The sequence below is a fragment of the Haloferula sp. BvORR071 genome (assembly GCF_000739615.1).
GTDB lineage: Bacteria > Verrucomicrobiota > Verrucomicrobiia > Verrucomicrobiales > Akkermansiaceae > Haloferula.
Map to the genome: position 1 here is coordinate 54,703 of NZ_BATP01000004.1, position 20,738 is coordinate 75,440.

Here is a 20,738-nt window from a genome sequence, read left to right on the forward strand (position 1 = left end):
CGGGATAGGACGGGTCCCGCGCCACGCTTCCTGCCGGCATACCGGTCACATCAATGTTGTCCGGGCTGAAGACGAGGCCCGCTGCCCGTCAAGCCACATGAACCGCCTGTTTCCGCGGCCGCCACGCTCCAACTACCATCCCCAATCCGCCCACGACGAAAATCCCCGGGAACCACAGCGAGTAGCCGGGGGCCTTTGATTCTTTTTCCAGCACCGCTGTCTGTGGATTCTCCGGGTTCACGTGGCACTCCTGCTGCGAGCCCTCCGGGTAGCGTTTGACGTAGGCATCGCTGATCGCCGTGCCCGAACTCCAGCCGCTGCCCCACAGCTTCACCAAGTTGCCTTTATAGGGCTGTTTCTCCCACTCGTAGCCGTAGCTGACCTTGAAGCGGTATTCCGGAGAGCTGTTCGGGTCGATCTGGCGGTCCTCCACCCCGGACTCCAGGATCACGCAGGGCACCACCGGCCAGTGTTCCACGGCCCGGGCACGCTGGAAGCTCCGCCACATCAGGGCGAAAAAGAGCCCGCCGGCCAAGGCGAGGCCCAAGCCGATGAAGGAAAGATAGACTCGGGAAGCGGTAGATGGGCCAGCCACGGGCTTGGCATAGCCTCCCCCCGGGCAACGCGCCACCGCTTTTCCGGGGTGGCGGGGCGTGGATTCCACTTTCCCGCGAGGGGCGGCCCGGCTACCAAGTCCCTCCCATGAGCGACTTGGCTACCCGAATCCCCGAAGACCTGAAGGCCGCGATGAAGGCGAAGGACACCGTCGCCCTGGCCGTGATCCGCGCCCTGAAGACCGCGATGATGAACGTGATGACCTCGGCCGAGCGCAGCCAATCAGGCAAGCCGCTCGACGATGAAGAAATCACCGCGCTGATCCGCAAGCAGATCAAGCAGCGTCAGGATTCAATCGCGCAGTTCACCGCCGCCGGTCGCACCGAACTGGCCGCCACCGAACAAGCCGAAATCGTGGTGCTGGAGAAATATCTTCCCGCCGCCCTTTCCGCTGAGGAGATCACCGCGATCGTGGACGCGGCAGTCGCCGAGCTCGGTGCGAGTTCCAAGGCCGACATGGGCAAGGTCATGAGGCTGGTGCAGGAGCGCACCGCCGGCCGGGCCGATGGCAAGACGCTCTCGCAGGAGGTCGCCAAGCGCCTGTCCTGAGATGCGCTGCGCCGCCGTCATCGTCGCTGCGGGCAGCAGCCGCCGCATGGGCTTCGACAAGCTCGCGGCGGAAATCCGCGGTGTCTCCGTGTTGCGCCGCAGCGTGGATGCCTTCATGGCCACGCCGGAGGTGACCCGCGTGATCGTGGTCGCGCCGCAAGAGCGTTTCGCGGCGCTGGGAACGGGTCTCCCCAAGCCGCTGCTGCGTGCTGATGGTGGCAAGGAGCGGCAGAACTCCGTCGAGAATGGTTTGGCCTTGGTGGAGGAAGAACTGGTGGCGGTGCACGATGGGGCCCGCCCTTTGGTCACTCCGCAGGCCATTTCCACCTGCATCTCGGAAGCCGGTGACACGGGAGCCGCCACCTTGGCGCGACAGGTCACGGAGACGATCAAGCGAGCCGATGCCGATGACTTCGCCCGCGAGAGCGTGAGCCGCGAGCTGCTGTGGTTCATGGAAACCCCGCAGATCTTCCGCACAGCGCTGCTGCGGCAGGCCTATGCCACGGTGCGTGAAAAGGGCCTGATCGTGACCGATGAAGTTTCCGCCATGGAAGCCATCGGCGTGTTTACGAAGCTGGTCGCCTCCCCTTCCCCGAATCTCAAAATCACGGTGCCTGCGGATATCGAACTCGCCACCGCCCTGCTGCGATGAATCTGGCCACCTACGAATCTCTGGTCCTGCCTTCCGGTTTCCGCCTCGCGGTATCCACCCTGCCGTGGAGCGAGTGCGCCGCCTTCTCGATCCACGTCGCCGCCGGTAGCCGGGATGACTTGGCGGGGCTGGCGGGCACGGCTCACTTCGTGGAGCACATGGTGTTCAAGGGCACCCAGCGCCGCGATGCGCGGGCAATCAGCCTGGACGCCGAGGACGCCGGTGGCTCGCTGAATGCCTGCACCACCGAGGACCAAGTGGTTTACGAAGCCCGCGGCGATGCAGACTCCCTGCCGCTGCTGGCGGACATCACCGCGGACATCGTCTGGAACGCAACCTTTCCGACCAAGGAGATCCCCTTGGAGCGCGAGGTGATTGCCGAGGAGATCGTGATGTATCGTGAGTCGCCGGGCGACCACATCGGCGATCTGATTTCCGCGGCGCTGTGGTCGCCGCATCCCTTGGGCGAATCCGTCTCCGGCAGTGAGGAAAGCATCGCCCGCATCAAGAAGGCGGAGCTATCGGCCTTCCGCGACCGCCACCACTTCCGCAACGACACCGTCATCTCGGTCGCCGGGCCTTTCAGTCCGCAAGCGGTGGCGGAGATTCTAGCAGCACACTTGCCGGCTTCCCGGGAAGCGGTGGAACTCGTGCCGATCGGCAGCCTGCCCAAGCCCGGGCATGTGATCGACGAGCGCGACACCGACCAACTCCAGCTTGCACTCGCATGGCGCACGCCCGGTCGCACCGACCAGCGCCGCCATGCGCTGCGACTGCTCTCGATGATCCTCGGCGAGAGCGCGGGCTCCCGGCTCTTCCAGGAGCTGCGCGAGAAGCGCGGGCTCTGCTATCATGTGTCCTGCGATGCGAGCTTCTTTGCGGAGGTTGGCTCCTTCGAAATCCACAGCGGCCTCGCGCCGAAAGGCCGTGCGGAAGCCTTGGGCTGCATTGAGCGTGAGATCGAGGACCTGGCCAAGAACGGCCCGCGTCCGGAGGAACTCGCCCGCGCCAAGCGCCTGGCGGCAAGCCAGATGAAGATGGCGATGGAGAGCACCGGTGCCCATGCCTCGTGGGCAGGAGACAGCATGCTACAGTATGGCGTGATCATCACGCCTGCCGATGCACTTGCCACTTGGCAAGCGGTGACGGCCGAGGAGATCCGTGAGGTCGCCGCAGCCTTTCTAACAGGTGACCGCGCGATGGCGGAGATCCGGCCTTAACAACGGTCCTCTTCGCCTGGCCGATTAAAAAAGCCGGGCCCCTCGCGGAGCCCGGCTTGAGATGATCTACCGATCGGCAGTCCGCGCTTAGCGCACCTTGAAGTGCACCGTGGTGCGGAGCGTGCTGCCTTCGATGCGCTGGTTGATGCCCATGCTGTCGAATTCGCCGAAGGCCTCGAGGCCCTTCTTGATGCGCGGCAGCTCGGCCTTGAACTCCTCGAAGTTCGGGCCCATCACGCCTTCGCCGTTCTTCTCGAGCAGCGCCACCCAGTCGGTGGTGAAGCTGCGCAGGGCGTCGAAGTCCAACTCGAACCAAGCGCCCGTGCGGTCATCCCCGGCACTGTCCGCAGCGGCGGCCAGATCGAGCGCGTGGACCTTGGAGGTCGAGAGCACGAACCACTTGTCGCCCACCGTCACAGACGGCAGGAAGTCGTCATTGAAGAACGGGAACGAGAAGGACCAAGTGGTCAGGCCGTTGCGCTCGGAGCTCATCGGCTTCTGCATCGGGATCTCGGTGCCAGACATCTCGCTGACGGACTTGAGGACATTGCGCAGCGAGCCATCGAGCTTCTTCCACGAATCCTTGAGCTTGGCGCGGTCGGTCACCGGCGAGATCGAGGAGATGCGGATGAACTTGCCGGCATCCACCAGCTCCTGCGGGATCTGCGGAATGGCCGGCATGGAACCCTTCAAGTCGATGACGAAGGCATGCTCGGTGCCCAAGCCGCTCTGCATGGTCTGCAGCGAGTCCCACATCCCGATCGTGTCGGTGCGGAATTTCTCGTTGAAGAGCCCGAAGCCCTGCTGGAACTGCTGCAAGTCCGAGTCGTCCACCTTGAGGCCGGCGATCTTCTCCGCCATGGAATAGGCGGTCTCGATCAGGGCTTCGCCATACTCGTTGGCGCGCTTGGTGTATTCCGGGCTGTTGATCCAGTTGCCGAAGAGCAAGGTGCCCTCGCCGCCACCGAGCTTGGAGAGCTTGTGCTTGGCGGTGAGATCGAAAGCCCCGCGGTCCACGCCGCCGAAGAACTCGAACTTCACGCCTTGATCCAGCACGGCGACCATGCCGCCGGCCTCCGCCTTGCAGAGACCGACCAGGGCATCTTCCTTCTCACCCAGGACATCCAGCAGTTGCGCCAGATCGCGGGTATCGCCGAAGGCAGTGGTCGCGCCGAGGCCATCGCGGATGCCGAGGGCCATATCCTTGAGGCTGCCGGAGATCGTGGCCTTGCCGACTTCCTTGTCAGCATAGACGAAGCCGACGACCTTCTTGCCCTTGAAGCCATCCACATAAGAGATCGCGTCGTTCGCGGCGAGCGAGTCCTCGACCTTCTCGACCAGCGGCACGTTCTCCTCGTTGTCGCCAAGATAGAGCATCAGGTAATTGTCCAAGGCGCCCTGAGCGATGACGATGTCCTTCTTCTTGATCGAGGCAATCACCTTGTCGGCATCTGCCGGAGCCAGCATCTGGTCCAAGCTTTCGCGATTCTGCTCAAGCTGCGCACCGAGGAAGCTGCCGAGGATCTTGACGCCCTTGAAAGCGACACCGCCCTTGGTGAATTCCAGCGGCTTGGCTCCCTCGCCGAGATTGGCGGCGACCATGTCGAGACCAGAGACCAGCTGCTGCTGCGCCATCTCCAGGCTCTCCTTGTCGACAGCCTTGATCCCCGTCAGCACGGGCGGGATAGAGAGCCGATCGATGAGGTCGAGCTCCTTGCCAATGTCCTTGGCCATGGCCGACAGGACATCCGGATTGGTCGCACCCGGATTGAATTCGCCGTTCTTGATCCCTTCCCCGAAGGACTGGGTAAGCATGCGGAACTGATAGTAGTTCGTGCGGCGGCTGAGGTTCATCAGATTCGCCAGTTGCGGGGCGCTGCCCTTGCCGGTCGCGATGAACATTTCCTGGCCAATGAACTTGCCGGCTTCCTCCATGCCCTCGGCGATTTCCGCTTCGGGATCCTCGCCTTCGGCTGCCGCCGTTTCGCGGATGAAGCCCCAAGTTTTCAGGCTGCGCAGGCGCTTCACGATCTCCTTGCCGTCGTAGATTCCCAGCACGCTTTCGGTGTCCTTGGAGAGCCGGCCGACGATGCCGAGCATGGCAGCGCGGTCAGCAGCACTCATGGCGCTAACTGCGGGAGCGGGCGCGCCAGGCGCCGGAGCAACCGCTGCGGAAGGAGTCGGGGAGGGAGCGGGAGGTGCCGACGCTTCCTTCTTGTTATCACAAGCGCCTAGGACCAGCGCGGATGCGGGGAGGACGGACCACCATGTACGGAACGATTTCATTACCCACCCAACCTACGGGAATCCACGAAGCTAGGGCAATTCCAAAGCAGAACCGATTTCACATGCGAAAAAAGAGCCGGGACAGCGCGTCCCGGCTCAGAAAATCCAGTCTGATAGCCCCAAGCCCTAGTTCGGCGCGGCAATCGGGCGGACCCAGATATTCCGGAACTCGATCGGGTCGCCGTGGAATTGCAGGGCGATCGGACCGGTTTCCGGGTGATTGTCCGGATACTTGGCCAGTTGGCGATACTGGGTGGGGCCGATCAGCTTGCGGGCATTCTGGACCACGATCCCATTCACCAGCACGGTCGCCACGGCGGGTTCGGTGACCTTGCCGCCGTCCAGCTTGGGCGGGGTGAAGAGGATCTCGTAGCTCTGCCATTCCCCCTGTGGGCGGATGGCATTCACCAGGGGCGGGCTCTGGCCATAGAGCGCGCCGGCGGTGCCGTCCGCATAGGTCGGGTTATCGTGGCTTTGGAGGATCTGCACCTCGTAGAGGCCCATCAGGAAGATCCCGCTGTTGCCGCCGCCTTGGCCCTTGACCGGGCGCCCCGGGGGCACGCGCCACTCGATGTGAACTTGCACCGGACCGAATTTGTCCTTGGTGGTTAGCATCCCGGGAGACGCCGTGAAACCGCCGTCCTTGACCGGCCACATGGGCTTGCCCTCGCTGTTGACCCACGCATCCAGCGACTTGCCGTCAAAGAGCACCTTGGCGTCCGCTGGCGGCTTGACCTCCACGGCCCCGGCATTTTCCACCACCGGCGGCTGGGGACGGCTGCCGTCATGCACTTTCCACGGCGTACCGGGGATTTGCGGGGTGCCGGGATCAATTCCCGGACCTTCCGCTGCCATTGCCATACCCCCGGCTGCAAAGCAGCCGGCCATCGCCGTCCATCGGAGTGCGCGCATGTTGTGAGAGATCAGGTGGCAGAACGTCTGGAATGGCGCAATCTTTCGCTGTGTCCGTGACATCGGAGTTGCGGACCGGAAGAGATTGTGAAAAATTTCACAAGCGTCCGCGCCATGAGTAACACCACCCTTCCACAGGGCCGCAGCGAGCGGTTCCCATTCGAGCTTGTCCGGCCCCAGTTGGAACGTGTGGAAGCCTCCATCCGCGACCAAATCCGGGCCTTCGACCCGGCGGTGGAGCCCTACGTCAGTTACGTCTGCAATACCTCGGGCAAGCGCATCCGCCCTGCCCTTTCGATTCTGGCCGGCGGGGCCCTCGGCAACGTCGAGGACGGCCACGTGAAGCTCGGGGTGATCCTGGAGCTGATCCACATGGCAACGCTGGTGCACGATGATATCATCGACGGCGCCACCACCCGCCGGATGGTGCCGACCGCGAATGCCAAGTGGGGTGCCGGCCTCTCGGTGCTTCTTGGCGATGCGCTCTTCTCGCACTCGCTGGCCTTGGCCACCGAGTTCAATGACATCGGGATTTGCCGCAAGGTGGGCCTCGCCTCGAAGGAAGTCTGCGAAGGCGAGATCATCCAGACCCAGCGCCGCTTCGACCTGACCCTGACCAAGGCCGACTATTTCCGGATCATCGAGATGAAGACCGGCGCACTCTTCGCCGCCGCTACCGGCATCGCCGCCGCGATCTCGGGTGCCGATGAGCAGACCGAGGCCAAGCTTTATGACTACGGTCTGAAGCTCGGCACCGCCTATCAGATTTACGATGACTGCCTGGATCTCGTCGGCAGCGAGGAGACCGTCGGCAAGACGCTCCGCACTGACCTGGAGAAGGGCAAGCTGACCCTGCCAATCCTCAACCTGCTCGAAAGCGCCAGCGAATCGCAGCGCTCGAAGTTGACCAAGCGGATCGTGGCCCAAGAGCCGCTCGACCTGCCGGTGCTCGTCGGCATCGCCGAGTATGAGGGTGCCGTGGAGTCTGCCGTGGATACCGCGCAGGACATGCTCGCGACTTGCCGGAACCACCTAGTGGGTCTGCCGGGAAGCGAGTATGCCGAGGCGCTCGGGCAGATTACCCGTTTCCTCGGGGCCTTGTTGGAGAAGTGCCGGAAGTAAAACGCAGAATCATCAATCACCCATCTTCCGATCATCAAGCGGAGTGATTGGGAGAGTGAGGCTGTGGCATTTGAACGGCAGCTTCCTCTTGGAGGCGACCCGTGGGCTGCAAAGCCAGATCTCTATCAGACCGCCTCCGCCGTGTAAATGGAGGCCACGCCGCAGCTCAGCGGCTTCGCTTCAGCATCCTTGAAGCCTTGGGCTTCGATCAGATCGCACATGGCCTTGCCCATCGGGAACTCCTCGATCGAGCCGCCGAGGTATTCGTAGGCATCCTTCTGGCCGGTGAGCAGGCCAGCCATCTTCGGCAGGACGTTGTGGAGATACCAGCGGTAGGGCTTTTTCAAGATGCCTTCCGGTAGGGAGAAATCCAGGACCAGCAGGTGGCCACCGGGCTTGAGCACGCGGCGCATCTCGCGGATGGCCTCGCCGTAGTTCACCATGTTGCGCAGGCCGAAGGCAACAGTGACGACGTCGAATTCGGCGTCCTTGAATGGCAAGGCCATCGCATCGGCCACGAGGGTGCGGGACAGGCCGCGGCGGCTGGCGTGGGCCAGCATCTCCGCGCAGAAGTCGCTACCGGTGACTTCCGCTTGCGGGCAGACGTCCTGCATCTCCAAGGCGAGATCACCGGTGCCGGTGGCGACGTCGAGGATGCGCTGCGGCTTCCATGCCTTGACGATCCGGGCGACCTTGCGCCGCCAGAGGATGTCCGTGCCCATGCTGAGCACGTGGTTGGTGGTCACGTAGCGGTCGGCGATGCGGGCGAAGGCATCGCGGACGTAAGAAGGGTCTTGGATTGTTCCGGCTCCCATCGTCTCGCTTGGTCAGGGAAGAATGTCGCCGTAGATGCCGGGATCACTGCCGGGAACCTCAATGGCTCCGCAGGCCTTTTCATAAAACTCGCGCGGGCCGACACCGCCGATGAAGGCGTAGGCGTAGCCCTGCTCGCGGAGGGCTTCAAGCGACTTGAAGAGCAGGGCCTTGCCGATGCCAGTGCCGCGGGCAGCTTCCGAGACACCGGTGGGGCCGAAGAAGCCGCGGGCGGTGGTGTCGTAGCAGGCGAAGCCGAGGACCGCCTTGTCCTTGGTGGCGATGAAGCAGGCGATCGGCTGGCGGCTGAGGGCGACGCCGACCTCGCTGACCCACTTCGGGGAGAAGTGCGTGCGGGCGAAGTCCTCGACGGTGTGCTTCTCGAAGGCCCGCGCCCGGCGCAACACGATCCCCTGCTCTTCCACCTTCCGGTAGATTTCCCCGCTCTCCGGCAGGTCGTAGAGCCGCACCAGCATGTCGATCATTGCGCTCTCCCTAGCGCATGGGGACCAGCGGGCAACCCGAAAAGCCGGGCAGACCATCGTGGGGCCATTTCCCATGGACATTTCCCAGCTGATGGCTGTTGATAGATAGCGGAAATGGCTTCCTATCTGCGCTTCGAGAACGTCACCCGGCGCTTCGGCTCCTTTACTGCCGTCAACAATGTCACGCTCGACATCGAGCATGGCGAGACCTTCTCCCTGCTCGGGCCCTCCGGTTGCGGGAAAACCACCCTACTGCGGATGGCTGCGGGCTTCGACAAGCCGGACGAGGGCCGGGTGCTTTTGGACGGCAAGGACATCACGCCCCTGCCACCCGAGCAACGGCCGGTAAACACGGTCTTCCAGAGCTACGCGCTCTTTCCACACCTCTCCATCCGCGACAACATTGCTTTCGGCCCGAAGATCGCCAAGTGGGCGCCGGAAAAGATCTCCCGCGGCGTGGACGAGATGTTGGAACTGGTGGACCTCAAGGCCCATGCTGACAAGAAGCCATCGCAGCTCTCCGGCGGCCAGAAACAGCGCGTGGCTCTTGCCCGTGCCCTGGTCAACAAGCCGAAAGTCCTACTGCTCGACGAACCGCTGGCCGCGCTGGACCTGAAGCTTCGCCAGCGTCTTCTGGTGGAGCTGGATGCGATCCACGATGAGGTGGGCATCACCTTCATCTACGTGACCCACGATCAGGGCGAGGCGATGTCGATCTCCGACCGGATCGCGGTGATGAACAAGGGTGTGATCGAGCAAGTCGGCCCGCCGGTGCAGATCTACGAAGCTCCGCGCACCTCTTTCGTCGCGGCCTTCATCGGTGACACGAACTTCCTCGACGGCAAGATCATCGATTGCATCGACAGCCGCTTCTCGCGCTGCGAGGTGAAGGGCTTCGGCAGCATCGTGATTGATAACGACAAGCCGGTCAGCAAGGGCGATCGGGTCCATCTATCCCTGAGACCCGAGAAGCTGATCGTTTCGCGAGAACAACCGACGACCAAAGAAACGGACAACGCGATCGCCGGCAAGGTGGAGGATGTGATCTACTACGGCTCCCATACGCGCTACTGGGTCCGCTGTGGGGACTGGAAACTGTGCGCGGAAATGCAGCACCGGCAATATCAACTCGATGAGACACCGCCGAAGTGGGGTGATCAGGTGTGGCTGAAGTGGCACGCGAATGATGGCTTCCTCCTCGAGCAATACCGCGAGGAAGACGAAGGAATGCTCACCTTGCCTGACGCCGTCTGATGAACAAGGAACGCAAAGCAGAGATCCTCTCCACCCTCCCCAGCCTCGGCTGGCTGGTGATGTTCGTGCTGATTCCGGTTATCACCATCTTCGCCATCGCATTTCGCCCCGCGCTGCCGGCGGGTGGGATTGGTGAAGGCTGGAGCTTGGATGCATTGAAGGCCTTGGGCGATCCGAGCTATCCAGCTTTGTTCGCACGCACGATCATTATCAGCGGATTGACGACGCTCGCATGTCTCGCCGCAGGATTACCGGCGGCCTATGCGATGGCGCGGCTCACCCCAGCCTGGCGCTCGCGGATGCTGCTGCTGGTGATTGTCCCGTTTTGGACGAACTTCGTGATCCGCGTCTTCGCCTGGCAGCAGATCCTGCACGCGGAGGGTTACGTGGCGAAGTTCCTGCGTTCACTGCACATCATCGGGGAAAACGACCGTCTGTTAGGGAATACCTTCGCCGTGGTGCTGGTGAGCTTCTACACCTACCTGCCCTTCGCGATCCTGCCGCTCTTTGCCGCTGCGGAGAAGTTCGATTTCGGCCTGCTCGACGCGGCCCGTGATTTGGGGGCGAAGGCAGGCAAGGCATTCTTCGCGGTCTTCGTGCCGGGCATCAAGCAGGGCATCATCACCGCCTTCCTGGTGGTCTTCATCCCCAATCTCGGTTCCTACGTGGTGCCGGACATGGTGGGCGGCACTGGCACCCAGATGATCGGCAACAAGATCGCGCAGCGCAACTTTACCGACCGGAACTTGCCTGAAGCCGCAGCGCTCTCCGGGGCTCTCGCCCTGCTGGTGCTGGCGCCGATGTTCATCCGCCGCCGCGAGAAAACCGCCGCCACCGCCTGACCACTTCCCGCCATGCGACCGAGCAAAGTTCCTCTCATCACCCTGATCCTCGTGCTGGTGTTCTTCTACCTGCCGATCGGATTCCTGGTGATGAACTCCTTCAACAAGTCGCGCTATGCGTCGAATTGGGGTGGCTTCAGCACCTATTGGTATGAGCGCCTCTGGGAGCGCACCGACATTCTGGCCGCGCTTGGCAATTCGGTGAAGATCGCCACCATGGCCAGCCTGCTCTCGATGGTCCTCGGCACAGCCGCTGCCTTCGCCTTGGAGCGCTACAAGTCCAAGCTCCAGGATGCGCACCGGCTGCTCGTGACCGTACCGCTGGTGCTACCAGACATCCTGATGGGCATGAGCCTGCTGCTGCTCTTCGTCTCCTTCGGCGCGCAACTCAGCCTTTACACAATCACCATCGCTCACGTGACCTTCTGCTTGAGCTACGTCGCGCTGGTGGTGCAGGCCCGCTTGCAGGACTTCGACTTCAACGTCGTCGAGGCCGCGCGCGACTTGGGAGCGACCAAAACCCAGGCCTTCATCAAAGTCACCTTGCCCCTGCTGGCCCCGGGCATCTTTGCCGGTGGCTTGCTCGCCTTCACCCTCTCGATCGATGACTACGTCATCACCTATTTCGTCAAGGGCCCGGGCTCGGATACGCTCCCCACGCTGGTGTATTCCATGATCAAGAAGAGCAAGGACCTGCCGGTGATCAACGCGCTCTCCTCCTTGATGCTCTTGGTAACCTTCGCCGTGGTCGCCGTCTCGCAGCGCCTGACCCGGCCACCTGCGACTCCTTCCTGAACCATGCCCCTGAAACTCTCCAAAGACCAACGCCGCCAAGCAGCCCAATCGCTCGAGCGCTATCTCAAGGAAGAACTGGACCTCGAGGTCAGCGAACTCCAGGCCGGCTTCCTGCTCGATTTCTTCCAGACCGAGATCGCACCCATCGCCTACAATCAGGGGGTGGGCGACGCCCGGCGCTTCCTGGAGGAAAAGATGGAAGACCTGGGCGGGGTCTGCTTCGAGCACGAAATGACCTTCTGGGATAGTGGTAAAAAGAAACTATAGCGTGCTCCATAGCCAGCAGACTTACACCGATGCGGACGGCGGACCCGCAGCACTCCCGGGAGCGGCTTGCCGTGCTTTTCGTCACACTCCGCGCGATGGGTTCCGCTTATGCTTATGCTTCCAGCTTTGTACCTTCTGGTGCAGCACGACGAAATGCTCTCTCGCGGCAATCCCTACGCAGTGCCTCCATGATGATACAGCAGCCCGGGCCGCGCGATAAACTATTGGGATGGCGGTGAGCTCCCACGTCTGGCCGCATAAAATCGATCGTCAAGAGTCTTCCACCGGGCTAGATCCTTCATAGCTACTCCTGAATCGCCTTCAATACTGGAATACTCTTCCCCGCGATCATTCACCAGTCTCCACAAAATCGCAGTTTTCCCAGTTTCCGGAATGGCAACATTTCCTAGCTCTATTGCATCCTTACCTCCATTCCTAAGTTGCTTACTAATTAATACTGTTATCACGGACGCCCGCTCACATCCCACAACTGCTTCCAACTCTTTTGATAGACGCAAAAACAAGGATTTCGCAGCCTCCGCGCAGGGATTCACCTTGATATAAAGATCGTCACCATTAGATATCAATTGCGAGTGCTCAGCCTCAATTTGAAGAAAATCCCTGATGACACTGGAAACCAGCTCTTCCACCCGCGGCTTTTCCCTGTAATTCAGAGACAACAGGGAAATTACATCATCACTCAATTGACACGCCTTATCATCAAAGGCTTTAATATTTGACGATTTGATTAAACCTAACGGGATCGCCACGTTATTAATCCCTGTCTTTTTCGCCTCATCTCCGTTAGCGGCATTAATTTCCGCAGCCCCTAACGAAGAGGAAAAAATCTTCTGATTCCCAGTCGGATCTAGTTGTTTAGGAAACGAGAATGCAACCCACCCTCCGCCTACAATCAGCACCAAACATACAGCTCTCCAGTATCTTTTTGACATCGCTTTCATTTGGTCGCTCAGCTCTGTGATCCGCCTTATCCACGGAATTTAGTAGTCTGGAACACCTGGGGCCAAAGTCAAGAAGTTGAATCGCGAATCGCTGTCTTGCTTAAGATTATAAAGAGAACTCTTACGTTCACCATTGCTCTCTGTAGACTCAATTAAGAACCGATGCCTTATAGCACCAGGGATGTTTTTTTCTCCAGCGATCTTCATACTACTGGAAACCAGGGTTACAATAACCGTATCAGAATAGATTCTCTCCAATTGCGATTTCAGCGCAGCATTCACCAATTTTTTTGTATCATCACTCACACTCGGTGAGTATTTTATAGAACTCACTGCCGAGGACACTTCAGTTTTTGCTATTGAGGGCAGCATGAAAGGTTTATTCAGCTCAAATTCGTGCTTCGCAACAGAGTCCGCTTGCTTTTGATGGATTTCATTCTTAACGCGAAGAATTTCCTCAGCCACCCCGCGACGATCCTCACCTTTGATGCCCATTGAGTCTAGGACCGACTCATCGCACCGGCCACTATCATCTGAAAAAATTGGTGGAATTGTAGCTAGGACGGAGGCTGGGAGCTCAATCCTGTCCGCAAGCTCTTTAGCTTCATCGGTTCGTTCATACTTTGTGTTAGTCGTCTTTTGAGGCTTTTTTGCTGAAGGCGAATGGCTCGAAGAGCCATTCGCACCCTCTTTTTCCTCGCAAGCCGGAAAGATCGCAATAAAAGCAATCAGAGCACCTAAACTCCAAAATCTTTTCGAAAGATTCCTCATGGGGTAGGAATAATATATTGCGTAGTATATTTCACTGTCACAGGATCTCCCCCTCCAATATTTGAGGTTACCACCTCCCTTTTCATTTTATCATCTATTGGCCACCCTGCAATTTTTATGTGGAAATCTTGCGTGAAATTTCCAAATCCATCCGCTCCAATCGGGTCATCATACCCCCCAGTGCCGATGAAAGCTAGCGAATCAAATGCCCCGTTGATATCCTCCTCTAAAACCGTACCAGCATAAACCCCTGAAAGGGCCTTTTTATATTGATCCAAGATATTTATTCTAAGCATCGAGAAATTCCAATTGGGGCTACCAGCATCGGAGGTTGCTGGTGGCACAGAACCTTGAGTTAAAGTTGGATCAACCGGAAGCCCCTCCATTCTAGCGTGGAAGGTATGGGGGACAAATGACACAGTTTCGACCTTGATAACCTTCGGGTCTTTATTGATAAATTTCGGCCTTAAAACATAAACATTAGCAGACCCAACCTTTTTCTTGCCTTTCATTGCCACGATTAGGGTACCACCGAGGCGCCTGTCAAATGTCTTTGGCTTGGGAGTAGACGCATCCAAAGCTCTAATCTGGAGCTCCCATTTCCCTTCTCCTTTATCAGTTGATTTTACGATTTTAATTTTGTCAGGAATATCATTTCCTTTTACCAAGAAAGTGATCGCAGGCCAAGGCTCACCTTCCGGTTTCTTAACCGTCGCTGTAATAGTGTAGTGGTTGGGAAATGCTCCACCGCTGAGGGGATCATGAGGCAATGTTTGGGGCTTTGAGGTTGTAGGCGCACCGTACTTCCAGACCCACCCGGCTTGGGTCGCGGGGGAAGTCACTTCTAAAAAGTGACATTCTTCCCTATAGCCATTTTTGTCCAAACCGAGTTCCTGTTCAGGGATATCAACAGTTATCTCGCTGGGATTCGGTTCGGCTTCAGCTTTGGAACGCGCAATAGATGTATTCCAAGCAAGAAAACTTGCTGCCGTCGCCCCACCAGTCCGCTTGAGAAAGCGCCTTCGAGTGATTGACTCTCCTGATGCCTGATGCTCCCGAGTCTTGGAAGAATCCAAAACTGGCAACGAGAGATCAGAGGAAGGTTTGAGATGCATCGTCCTCTGATCTCTGTTCAGCGATTCGACGTCAAACAAAAACACTGGGTAAGTATGTCCATCGCGGACAAATGATCTCACAAACCTTTAATTATTAACGCCTTAGGTCAAATTTAAACCCCTTCTTAATTCCATCTCGGAAATTTGTCTCCTTCTATTTCAGCTTCTAATTTATTCTTGTTATTGACGTCACGAATCCTACTCGAGCGGTCTTACAAAGTTGTATAATCAAACTAGATCAATCCATCGAAGCGGTTCAATCGCTCTGATCTGACATGGCTAAATTCTCTTATCCACAGACCGAAATCCACTAGCCCTCCACTATTATTGATCGAGCTTAGCCGGCTTAACTGCAATTCCCCGACCAATTTCCTGCTTCCCAGTCCCGAAGGAATCTCCATCGTCTCCAATCTGATCACCATGAACCGCCGTCACTTCATCACCGCTTCCTCCGCCGCGCTCGCCGCCACTTCCCTGCCCGCCTGCAAGCCCAAGGAATCGGGCGCCGGTGGTAGTGGCGGCAGTGGCAAGACCCTGACCGTCTTCACCTGGGCGGACTATCTCAGCAAGGAAGCCAAGGAAGGCTTCGAGAAGGCCCAGGGCTGCAAGGTGGTGATCGATACCTTCGACTCCAACGAGTCGATGCTCGCCAAGCTCGAATCGGGAGCAAGCGGCTACGACATCCTCGTGCCCTCTTCCTACGCCGTGCAAGCGCTCAAGCGGAAGGGCATGATCCTCAATCTGGATCACACGAAGATCCCGAATCTCAAGAACATGGACGCGAAGTATCTCGCGATCGCGGCCGACAAAACGATGGAGGTCTCCGTGCCGTATCTGATGGCGCCGACCTGCCTATGCTATCTAGCCTCCAAGGTTCCGAATCCCACCGAGTCCTGGGCGATGCTCGATCGCACCGATCTCAAGGGCCGCATCACCCTGCTAGACGACATGCGCGAAGTGCTGGGCGCCGCGCTCAAGCTGCTCGGCCACTCGCTGAACACCATCGATTCTGCCCAACTCGCAGCAGCCCGTGATGTGGCGATCCGCTGGAAGAAGAACATCGCGAAGTTCGAGAGCGAGCAGTACAAGAGCGGGATCGCTTCCGGCGAATTCCACCTCGTGCAGGGTTACGCCAGCGACCTGATCCAGGCCAGCGCCGAGAACAGCGACATGCACACCTTTGTGCCCAAGGAAGGTGCGGCCTTCTCTTGCGACGACATGTGCATCCCGAAGACCGCCAAGAACGTCGATCTGGCCCACGCCTTCATCAACCACCTGACCGATCCCGAAGTGGCGGCCAAGAACATGGAGGAGATCGGCTCGCGCTCGCCAAATTCCGCGGCCTACCCGCACCTCAGCGAGGACTTCCGCGGTAGTCCCCTGCTCTTCCCGCCGGATGAACTCTTCGCCAAGTGCGAACCGATCGGCGACCTCGGCGACAAGCTGCCGTTGTGGACCGAGGAGTGGGACAAGGTGAAGACAGCCTAAGCGCCGGAACCCGATGCACTGCGTCTGCCATCCCCTCATGGCGCTGCTGTTGGCTTCGACGGTGGCTTCGAGCGCCGTCGCGGCCGACTGGTTGCAACCGGACAAGGCGAAGGAGACGCCTGCTTGGGGACTGAAGCACGGACTCCAATTCGCGCTCTACCCCGCTGGCTTCACGGAAGGTGATGGCGGCCCTCGCGGCTTGATCCGCATCGGCTATCCAAATCTTCCGGACGGCAGCTACGATCTGATTAATTTCATTGCCGTCGAACCCGTGGTCGGCGGCAAGAAGGGCTACAGCGAGCTTGAAAAGAGCTCCATCGATCGCCGCCAAGGCAAGGTCTTCACCGCTGAAGCGGACAAGACGGCGGTCACCGCCCTCGCATCCGGAGCTGAGGAGCTGTCCGTGGAGGTTGCGGTGGAGAAATTCGACAACGGCGCCCACGTCCGGCTCCGCCTGTCGCAGCGCAGCGACTCGCCGGATGAACTGAAAATCACCGTCAACGCCGAGGCCGATAGTGCCCCGATCGAGTCGTGCGTGATCACCGCAACCATGGGCAACAGGGCGCGCACGCGGCTACTCTATCTCGCCGACGGCCCCGTATCGAGCCTTACGCTTTATCCGGATTACCGCAGCAGCGAATTCGCTCCCCATGTCGTCTACGGCATCGAGAAGCTCGCGAAGACAGCGGGCGGCGACGTGCTCGTTGCAATCGCCAACAACGAGGAGGAGCCGGCGAAGATTGCCACCCACGAGCAGCCCTCCTTCTGGGACTTCAAGGGCTCGAAGCTCACCCAGTACTGGCGCAAGCCCGCTCAACAAGTGGGTCCCGGCTTGGAATGTGCCGTGAACGGACGCTTCACCTACTGGATGAGCAGGCAGCCCATCCCCGGCGGCGTGGCCTTTGAGAACTTCGAGCTACGGGAGCCTTTCAAGCCGGATCAATCGGTGATATTCGGGATCAGTCGCAAAACAGCGCCGCTCTTACTCAAACCATGAAGCTCGTCTTCGACCACATCGACTACACCATCGTCGGGCACTTGCAGGGCCTGATGGAGGCAGAGGGCATCAAGACTGAATTGCGCAACCTCGAAGGCTCTTCGGCTGCCGGTGGTGTGCCATTCACCCAAGTCTATCCGGAGATCTGGGTGATCCACAATGCTGACGAAGCGCGGGCGAAGGAGATCGTGAGTCAGTTCCGCAATGCCACTGATGCCGAGAAACCTGGGCCGGACTGGACCTGCCCGGTGTGCAAGGAGCGGATCGAGGGAGTGTTCAGTGAATGCTGGAATTGCGGTGCACCCATGCCCTAGGGATCACCCAAGATGGAAGAATCCTCCCGCTGCTGTCCCGAGTGCAAGAGCGTGAGCTTCGCCGCAGACAATACCCTGCGGGAGCGCCCCAGCATCGTAGCCTTCGCCCTCTTCGGCTGGATCGCACTGCTGTGGTCCCATGCCTTCAGGAAGCGGTACTTCAAGTGCAGCGCTTGCGGTTACCGCTTCCAGCTCCGCTCAAGTGGCTCGCTCCTCTGCATGCTTGTTCTGGTGGTCCTGCTCGCAGGAATCCTGGTCGCAATGTTCAGCAAGTGAGGAGGCCGGGAAAAATGAAACCCGCCGCCCCCGTTTTTCGACGGAGACGGCGGGCCCATGAATTCCATCCAAACAGTTCCCTAGAAATCCGTTAGTCGATCTTCACCTCGATCTGGCGTGGCTTGGCCTTCTCCTGCTTGCCGAGGTGGACGCGTAGCACGCCGTCCTTGAACTCGGCCTCGACCTTCTCTGGGTCGGCGTTCTCGGGCAGGTTGAAGCTACGCAGGAAGCTGCCGTAGGAGCGCTCGACGCGGTGATACTTCGCGCCGTTCTCTTGCTTCTCGAACTTGCGTTCACCACTGATCACGAGGCGGCCGTTCTCGACGACCACGCGGACGTTCTCCTTCGCCACTTCCGGCAGTTCGGCCTTGATGAGGTATTCCTTCTCGTCCTCGAGGACGTCGACGACGGGCACCCATTCGGCGGTAGCGGTGCTGGTGCCGGTTTCACACTTGCCGCCAGCGCAGCCAGCGGTGCCGGGGCGCGGGACGGCGTTGAGAGCGCGGTTGAGTTCGTGCAGCTCGCGAAGCGGGTTCCAATGAGTCAGCAGTTTCATGGTATGATTGTATCTTGAGACGGTTGTTAGAGTTGCTTGGAGGTGCCGCGGTCCGTCTGGCTGCCGCGGCCCATCCGATTGACGGGAACCCTTATCGCAAGCTTGGTGCCAGCCACTACGTCTCCGCAAATAATTGGAGATCAATACACTACCCGTTCACCCCACTAGCCCGAGCGCGACAGCGTGACCCGGAGCGGTGACACTGCGTCACCGCCCTTGCGACAAACTGTCGGCGTAGTGCAGTGCCTAGCCGATCCCGATGCCGTAGCGCAGGAGCACTTCATTCACCGCGGCGCTTCCCTGGCTCTTCTCCGGCCGTGACGAGCCGGCCTCCAGGAGCATCTCGACACAGCGCGGGAAGTTCCCGTCCTCTCGCCAAGAATTGAGGGATCCGAAAATGCAGGCCCCGAGCGGGGTGCCGCCGAACTCGTTCTTGATGGTGAGCGAGGGCTGGTAGCGCAGCACAAGCTCCACGACATCGTCAAAGCCGTGAAAGGCTGCGCGGTCGAGAGCCGAGGAATGATGGACACCGGTGGCATCTGCATCAAAGCCAAGCTCCAGCATCAGCCGCACGACCTCAAGCTTGCGCTCCCAGGCTGCCGCTGGAAGCAGCGCCTGCTCGCGGGCAGTCAGATCCTTCACGTGCGCTGCCAAGGCCCGGGCTGTGTCGGCATCTCCCGACCAACAGGCGATGAGCAATCTCTGGGCTGGTGATGAGCGATCGTAGATCGCTTGGCTTGCCAGGCCTTTCCCGTGCTGCAGAGCCACCTGAAATGGCTGCCCCAGACCGATGGTGTAGGTGTAGATCGGCAAGCCGGGGGCGCGGTGGATCATGGGATTACCGGGATCAGTCGGCATCCGCGAGAGGCACTCCGGATCTTCATCGATCAAGCGATGGAGAAGCGGGATGTCTTCTAACATGACCGCGATGTAGATGTCCGGGCGAGCCCCACGCTCAAGCAGCCTGCGGCAGACCGCGCCATCTTTGATCCGCGTCTGCGCCGCAGTGCTGACGTGATCAAGGTCCCGGGCTTCCAAGTCCGCACCGGCATCGACCAGTAAATCGACAATCTCCGGAGTGCTGGCGTAGTGCAGCGGAAACTGTCCGTCGCCGCCCCGCTGCTGCACCGCGCCGGGGTCCGTGCTGAGGATCTCCTTCAGAGCATCGAGCCACCCCAATCTCGCCGCGGCATGGGCTGTTAGATGCGCTCCCTTGGCGAGCAGGTGCCGGGCGGTTTCCTCTCCCGCGAAATCGAGTGCACCAAAGCCGCCGGCCCACCAGCTGCTCTTGCCATTCACCTCTGCCCCGTGCCCGAGGAGAAGATCGATCATGGCGCAGTCATTCCGTTCCGCGGCCAAGGCGATGGGAACCGCGCCGAAGCACTCCTCCGCGTGGGCATTTGCAAGCGCAGGCTCAGCCTCCAAGAGTCGGAGAAGCTCGCCCAGATCCCCGGACTTGATGGCCCGGAAGAAGGCGGCTTGGTTCTCGTTGCGGCTGTTCATCGGGAAGTGAGCTTGGATTCTCCCCGCAGCGCAGGGGAAATCAATATCCCTGCTTCCGCACCAGATCGGAGAGCTGCTTCTGGAATTCGATCACGTCCTCCTGCGTCGGGCGGTAGCCCGGGGTATCGGGATCGAGGCCGGGGCGGCCGTGCTGGTCGAGCATCCAGATCCCGGTCTCGCCATCGGAGAACGTCACCTTCCCGGAGATCAGGGCCCCGGGCAGGGCGAGACTGTCCATGCTGACGCTGACCGCTCCGGTTGGCACCGGCTTGGACAGCATCTCGTCCTCCGGCTTCTTCTCCTCCTTCGGTGCTTCCTGAAGTTCGATCCCCAGATCCAGCACCAAGAAGCGGGCATCCATGTAGGTGATACCGATGCTAAATTCATCCTTCAGGCGCTTCTGCAGGTCCGCGATCGAAGCTCCTTCGGCGGCCCAGCGTTTCAGGGCGGACTTCTGGTCGTCGGTGAGCTTGCTGGCGCTGAACATGGCCAGACTTTCGCGGAAGCTCCCCTCGCCTTCCAAGCCTCAAATCCGGGAATGTCGGCATCTTGATCCGGACAGCTTGCGCCGCGGCTTGGTTCCGGCCTATCCCTGATCAGTGTCCGCTTTCCCGCAGATAAGACGTAGATACCGGTCCCGGGAGGCGTCCTTGGGGGGCAAGTTTGCTCCGTTCATCCTCGTCGCCTGCTCCGCTGGCCTTGCTGTCGCTTTGGCGTCTTTGAGCGAGGCGCTGCGCTGGACAGAGCCGGGAGGTTTCAAGATCGGGCTGGTATACGGGATGTTTCTCGCAGTTCTGGTGCAGCTGGTGTTTCTGCCCGTTCAAAGCCTGCTTGCACTGGTCTTGATGTCCCGGGGAAGGCGTGCCGGGTGGAGAATCCTGCTGGTCCTTTGCCCCGCCATGATCGTCATGGGCTGGAGCTTGCTGTCGATCGCGGGACTCTAT

The 20,738-nt window shown here is 60.0% G+C and carries 23 protein-coding genes; 12 read left to right on the forward strand and 11 right to left on the reverse strand.

Annotated features, from left to right (window positions below; genetic code table 11):
• Positions 1–88: 88 nt before the first annotated feature.
• On the reverse strand, positions 89–595 hold the full coding sequence (locus BV071_RS03480) for a DUF3592 domain-containing protein (protein WP_265594031.1): 507 nt from the start codon (positions 593–595) through the stop codon (positions 89–91).
• A gap of 107 nt (positions 596–702) precedes the next feature.
• Between BV071_RS03480 and BV071_RS03485 the strand changes: the two genes are divergently transcribed.
• From BV071_RS03485 to BV071_RS03495, 3 genes are read left to right on the forward strand one after another with little or no spacing between them, the layout of a single operon-like run.
• Positions 703–1,164: a GatB/YqeY domain-containing protein gene (locus tag BV071_RS03485; protein WP_035602251.1), complete on the forward strand. Its 462-nt coding sequence runs from the start codon at positions 703–705 to the stop codon at positions 1,162–1,164.
• 1 nt (position 1,165) lies between these two features.
• A complete protein-coding gene (gene ispD / locus BV071_RS03490; RefSeq protein ID WP_035602254.1) occupies positions 1,166–1,816 on the forward strand; it encodes a 2-C-methyl-D-erythritol 4-phosphate cytidylyltransferase in 651 nt (216 codons plus the stop codon).
• Positions 1,813–3,036 carry a pitrilysin family protein gene (locus tag BV071_RS03495; RefSeq protein ID WP_035602258.1) on the forward strand — a complete coding sequence of 408 codons (1,224 nt, stop codon included), beginning with the start codon at positions 1,813–1,815 and terminating at the stop codon, positions 3,034–3,036. The genes ispD and BV071_RS03495 overlap by 4 nt, the downstream gene beginning before the upstream one ends.
• Positions 3,037–3,123: 87 nt before the next feature.
• On the opposite strand, the gene BV071_RS03500 is transcribed toward BV071_RS03495, so the two are convergent.
• The gene (locus BV071_RS03500; protein WP_265594032.1) at positions 3,124–5,160 is read right to left on the reverse strand and encodes a hypothetical protein; all 2,037 of its coding nucleotides are present in this window, start codon (positions 5,158–5,160) and stop codon (positions 3,124–3,126) included.
• Between the two features lie 288 nt (positions 5,161–5,448).
• Positions 5,449–6,234 carry a DUF1080 domain-containing protein gene (locus BV071_RS03505; RefSeq protein ID WP_035602263.1) on the reverse strand — a complete coding sequence of 262 codons (786 nt, stop codon included), beginning with the start codon at positions 6,232–6,234 and terminating at the stop codon, positions 5,449–5,451.
• A gap of 114 nt (positions 6,235–6,348) precedes the next feature.
• On the opposite strand from BV071_RS03505, the gene BV071_RS03510 reads away from it, so the two are divergent.
• A complete protein-coding gene (locus tag BV071_RS03510) occupies positions 6,349–7,356 on the forward strand; it encodes a polyprenyl synthetase family protein (RefSeq protein ID WP_035602265.1) in 1,008 nt (335 codons plus the stop codon).
• A gap of 125 nt (positions 7,357–7,481) precedes the next feature.
• Here the strand turns inward: BV071_RS03510 and ubiE are convergent, their stop codons facing one another.
• Both ubiE and BV071_RS03520 read right to left on the reverse strand, forming a co-directional pair.
• Positions 7,482–8,171, reverse strand: a complete 690-nt coding sequence (ubiE, locus tag BV071_RS03515) for a bifunctional demethylmenaquinone methyltransferase/2-methoxy-6-polyprenyl-1,4-benzoquinol methylase UbiE (protein ID WP_052572824.1) — start codon at positions 8,169–8,171, stop codon at positions 7,482–7,484.
• A gap of 12 nt (positions 8,172–8,183) precedes the next feature.
• Complete coding sequence (locus BV071_RS03520) at positions 8,184–8,654, reverse strand: GNAT family N-acetyltransferase (RefSeq protein WP_035602267.1); 471 nt, start codon at positions 8,652–8,654, stop codon at positions 8,184–8,186.
• A gap of 114 nt (positions 8,655–8,768) precedes the next feature.
• On the opposite strand from BV071_RS03520, the gene BV071_RS03525 reads away from it, so the two are divergent.
• The 4 genes from BV071_RS03525 to BV071_RS03540 are packed head-to-tail and all read left to right on the forward strand — an operon-like array spanning position 8,769 to position 11,812.
• On the forward strand, positions 8,769–9,908 hold the full coding sequence (locus tag BV071_RS03525; protein ID WP_035602269.1) for an ABC transporter ATP-binding protein: 1,140 nt from the start codon (positions 8,769–8,771) through the stop codon (positions 9,906–9,908).
• Positions 9,908–10,750 (forward strand): ABC transporter permease, encoded by an 843-nt coding sequence (locus tag BV071_RS03530; RefSeq protein WP_035602272.1) that lies wholly within the window; start codon positions 9,908–9,910, stop codon positions 10,748–10,750. Before BV071_RS03525 ends, BV071_RS03530 begins: the two co-directional genes overlap by 1 nt.
• A gap of 12 nt (positions 10,751–10,762) precedes the next feature.
• The gene (locus tag BV071_RS03535; RefSeq protein WP_035602276.1) at positions 10,763–11,545 is read left to right on the forward strand and encodes an ABC transporter permease; all 783 of its coding nucleotides are present in this window, start codon (positions 10,763–10,765) and stop codon (positions 11,543–11,545) included.
• A gap of 3 nt (positions 11,546–11,548) precedes the next feature.
• A complete protein-coding gene (locus tag BV071_RS03540; protein ID WP_035602279.1) occupies positions 11,549–11,812 on the forward strand; it encodes a DUF2164 domain-containing protein in 264 nt (87 codons plus the stop codon).
• A 221-nt stretch (positions 11,813–12,033) separates the two neighbouring features.
• Here BV071_RS03540 and BV071_RS35125 read toward each other — a convergent pair whose 3' ends face one another.
• The 3 genes from BV071_RS35125 to BV071_RS35135 are packed head-to-tail and all read right to left on the reverse strand — an operon-like array spanning position 12,034 to position 14,660.
• Positions 12,034–12,774 (reverse strand): hypothetical protein, encoded by a 741-nt coding sequence (locus BV071_RS35125; RefSeq protein WP_265594033.1) that lies wholly within the window; start codon positions 12,772–12,774, stop codon positions 12,034–12,036.
• A 39-nt stretch (positions 12,775–12,813) separates the two neighbouring features.
• Complete coding sequence (locus BV071_RS35130) at positions 12,814–13,545, reverse strand: hypothetical protein (RefSeq protein ID WP_265594034.1); 732 nt, start codon at positions 13,543–13,545, stop codon at positions 12,814–12,816.
• Positions 13,542–14,660, reverse strand: coding sequence for a hypothetical protein (locus BV071_RS35135; protein WP_265594035.1), 1,119 nt, complete (start codon positions 14,658–14,660; stop codon positions 13,542–13,544). The genes BV071_RS35130 and BV071_RS35135 overlap by 4 nt, the downstream gene beginning before the upstream one ends.
• 420 nt (positions 14,661–15,080) lie before the next feature.
• Between BV071_RS35135 and BV071_RS03550 the strand changes: the two genes are divergently transcribed.
• From BV071_RS03550 to BV071_RS03565, 4 genes are read left to right on the forward strand one after another with little or no spacing between them, the layout of a single operon-like run.
• Complete coding sequence (locus tag BV071_RS03550) at positions 15,081–16,148, forward strand: spermidine/putrescine ABC transporter substrate-binding protein (protein ID WP_265594036.1); 1,068 nt, start codon at positions 15,081–15,083, stop codon at positions 16,146–16,148.
• Positions 16,149–16,185: 37 nt separating this feature from the next.
• Positions 16,186–17,145: a hypothetical protein gene (locus BV071_RS03555; protein WP_052572826.1), complete on the forward strand. Its 960-nt coding sequence runs from the start codon at positions 16,186–16,188 to the stop codon at positions 17,143–17,145.
• On the forward strand, positions 17,142–17,459 hold the full coding sequence (locus BV071_RS03560) for a DUF2007 domain-containing protein (protein ID WP_035602285.1): 318 nt from the start codon (positions 17,142–17,144) through the stop codon (positions 17,457–17,459). The genes BV071_RS03555 and BV071_RS03560 overlap by 4 nt, the downstream gene beginning before the upstream one ends.
• 12 nt (positions 17,460–17,471) lie before the next feature.
• Positions 17,472–17,735, forward strand: a complete 264-nt coding sequence (locus BV071_RS03565; RefSeq protein WP_035602288.1) for a hypothetical protein — start codon at positions 17,472–17,474, stop codon at positions 17,733–17,735.
• A 91-nt stretch (positions 17,736–17,826) separates the two neighbouring features.
• Here BV071_RS03565 and BV071_RS03570 read toward each other — a convergent pair whose 3' ends face one another.
• The 3 genes from BV071_RS03570 to BV071_RS03580 all read right to left on the reverse strand — a co-directional run bounded on the left by BV071_RS03570 (position 17,827) and on the right by BV071_RS03580 (position 20,281).
• The gene (locus BV071_RS03570; RefSeq protein WP_035602290.1) at positions 17,827–18,291 is read right to left on the reverse strand and encodes an Hsp20/alpha crystallin family protein; all 465 of its coding nucleotides are present in this window, start codon (positions 18,289–18,291) and stop codon (positions 17,827–17,829) included.
• Between the two features lie 246 nt (positions 18,292–18,537).
• Positions 18,538–19,794: an ankyrin repeat domain-containing protein gene (locus BV071_RS03575; RefSeq protein ID WP_035602292.1), complete on the reverse strand. Its 1,257-nt coding sequence runs from the start codon at positions 19,792–19,794 to the stop codon at positions 18,538–18,540.
• Positions 19,795–19,834: 40 nt separating this feature from the next.
• Positions 19,835–20,281 (reverse strand): hypothetical protein, encoded by a 447-nt coding sequence (locus BV071_RS03580; RefSeq protein ID WP_035602515.1) that lies wholly within the window; start codon positions 20,279–20,281, stop codon positions 19,835–19,837.
• Between the last annotated feature and the right edge of the window lie 457 nt (positions 20,282–20,738).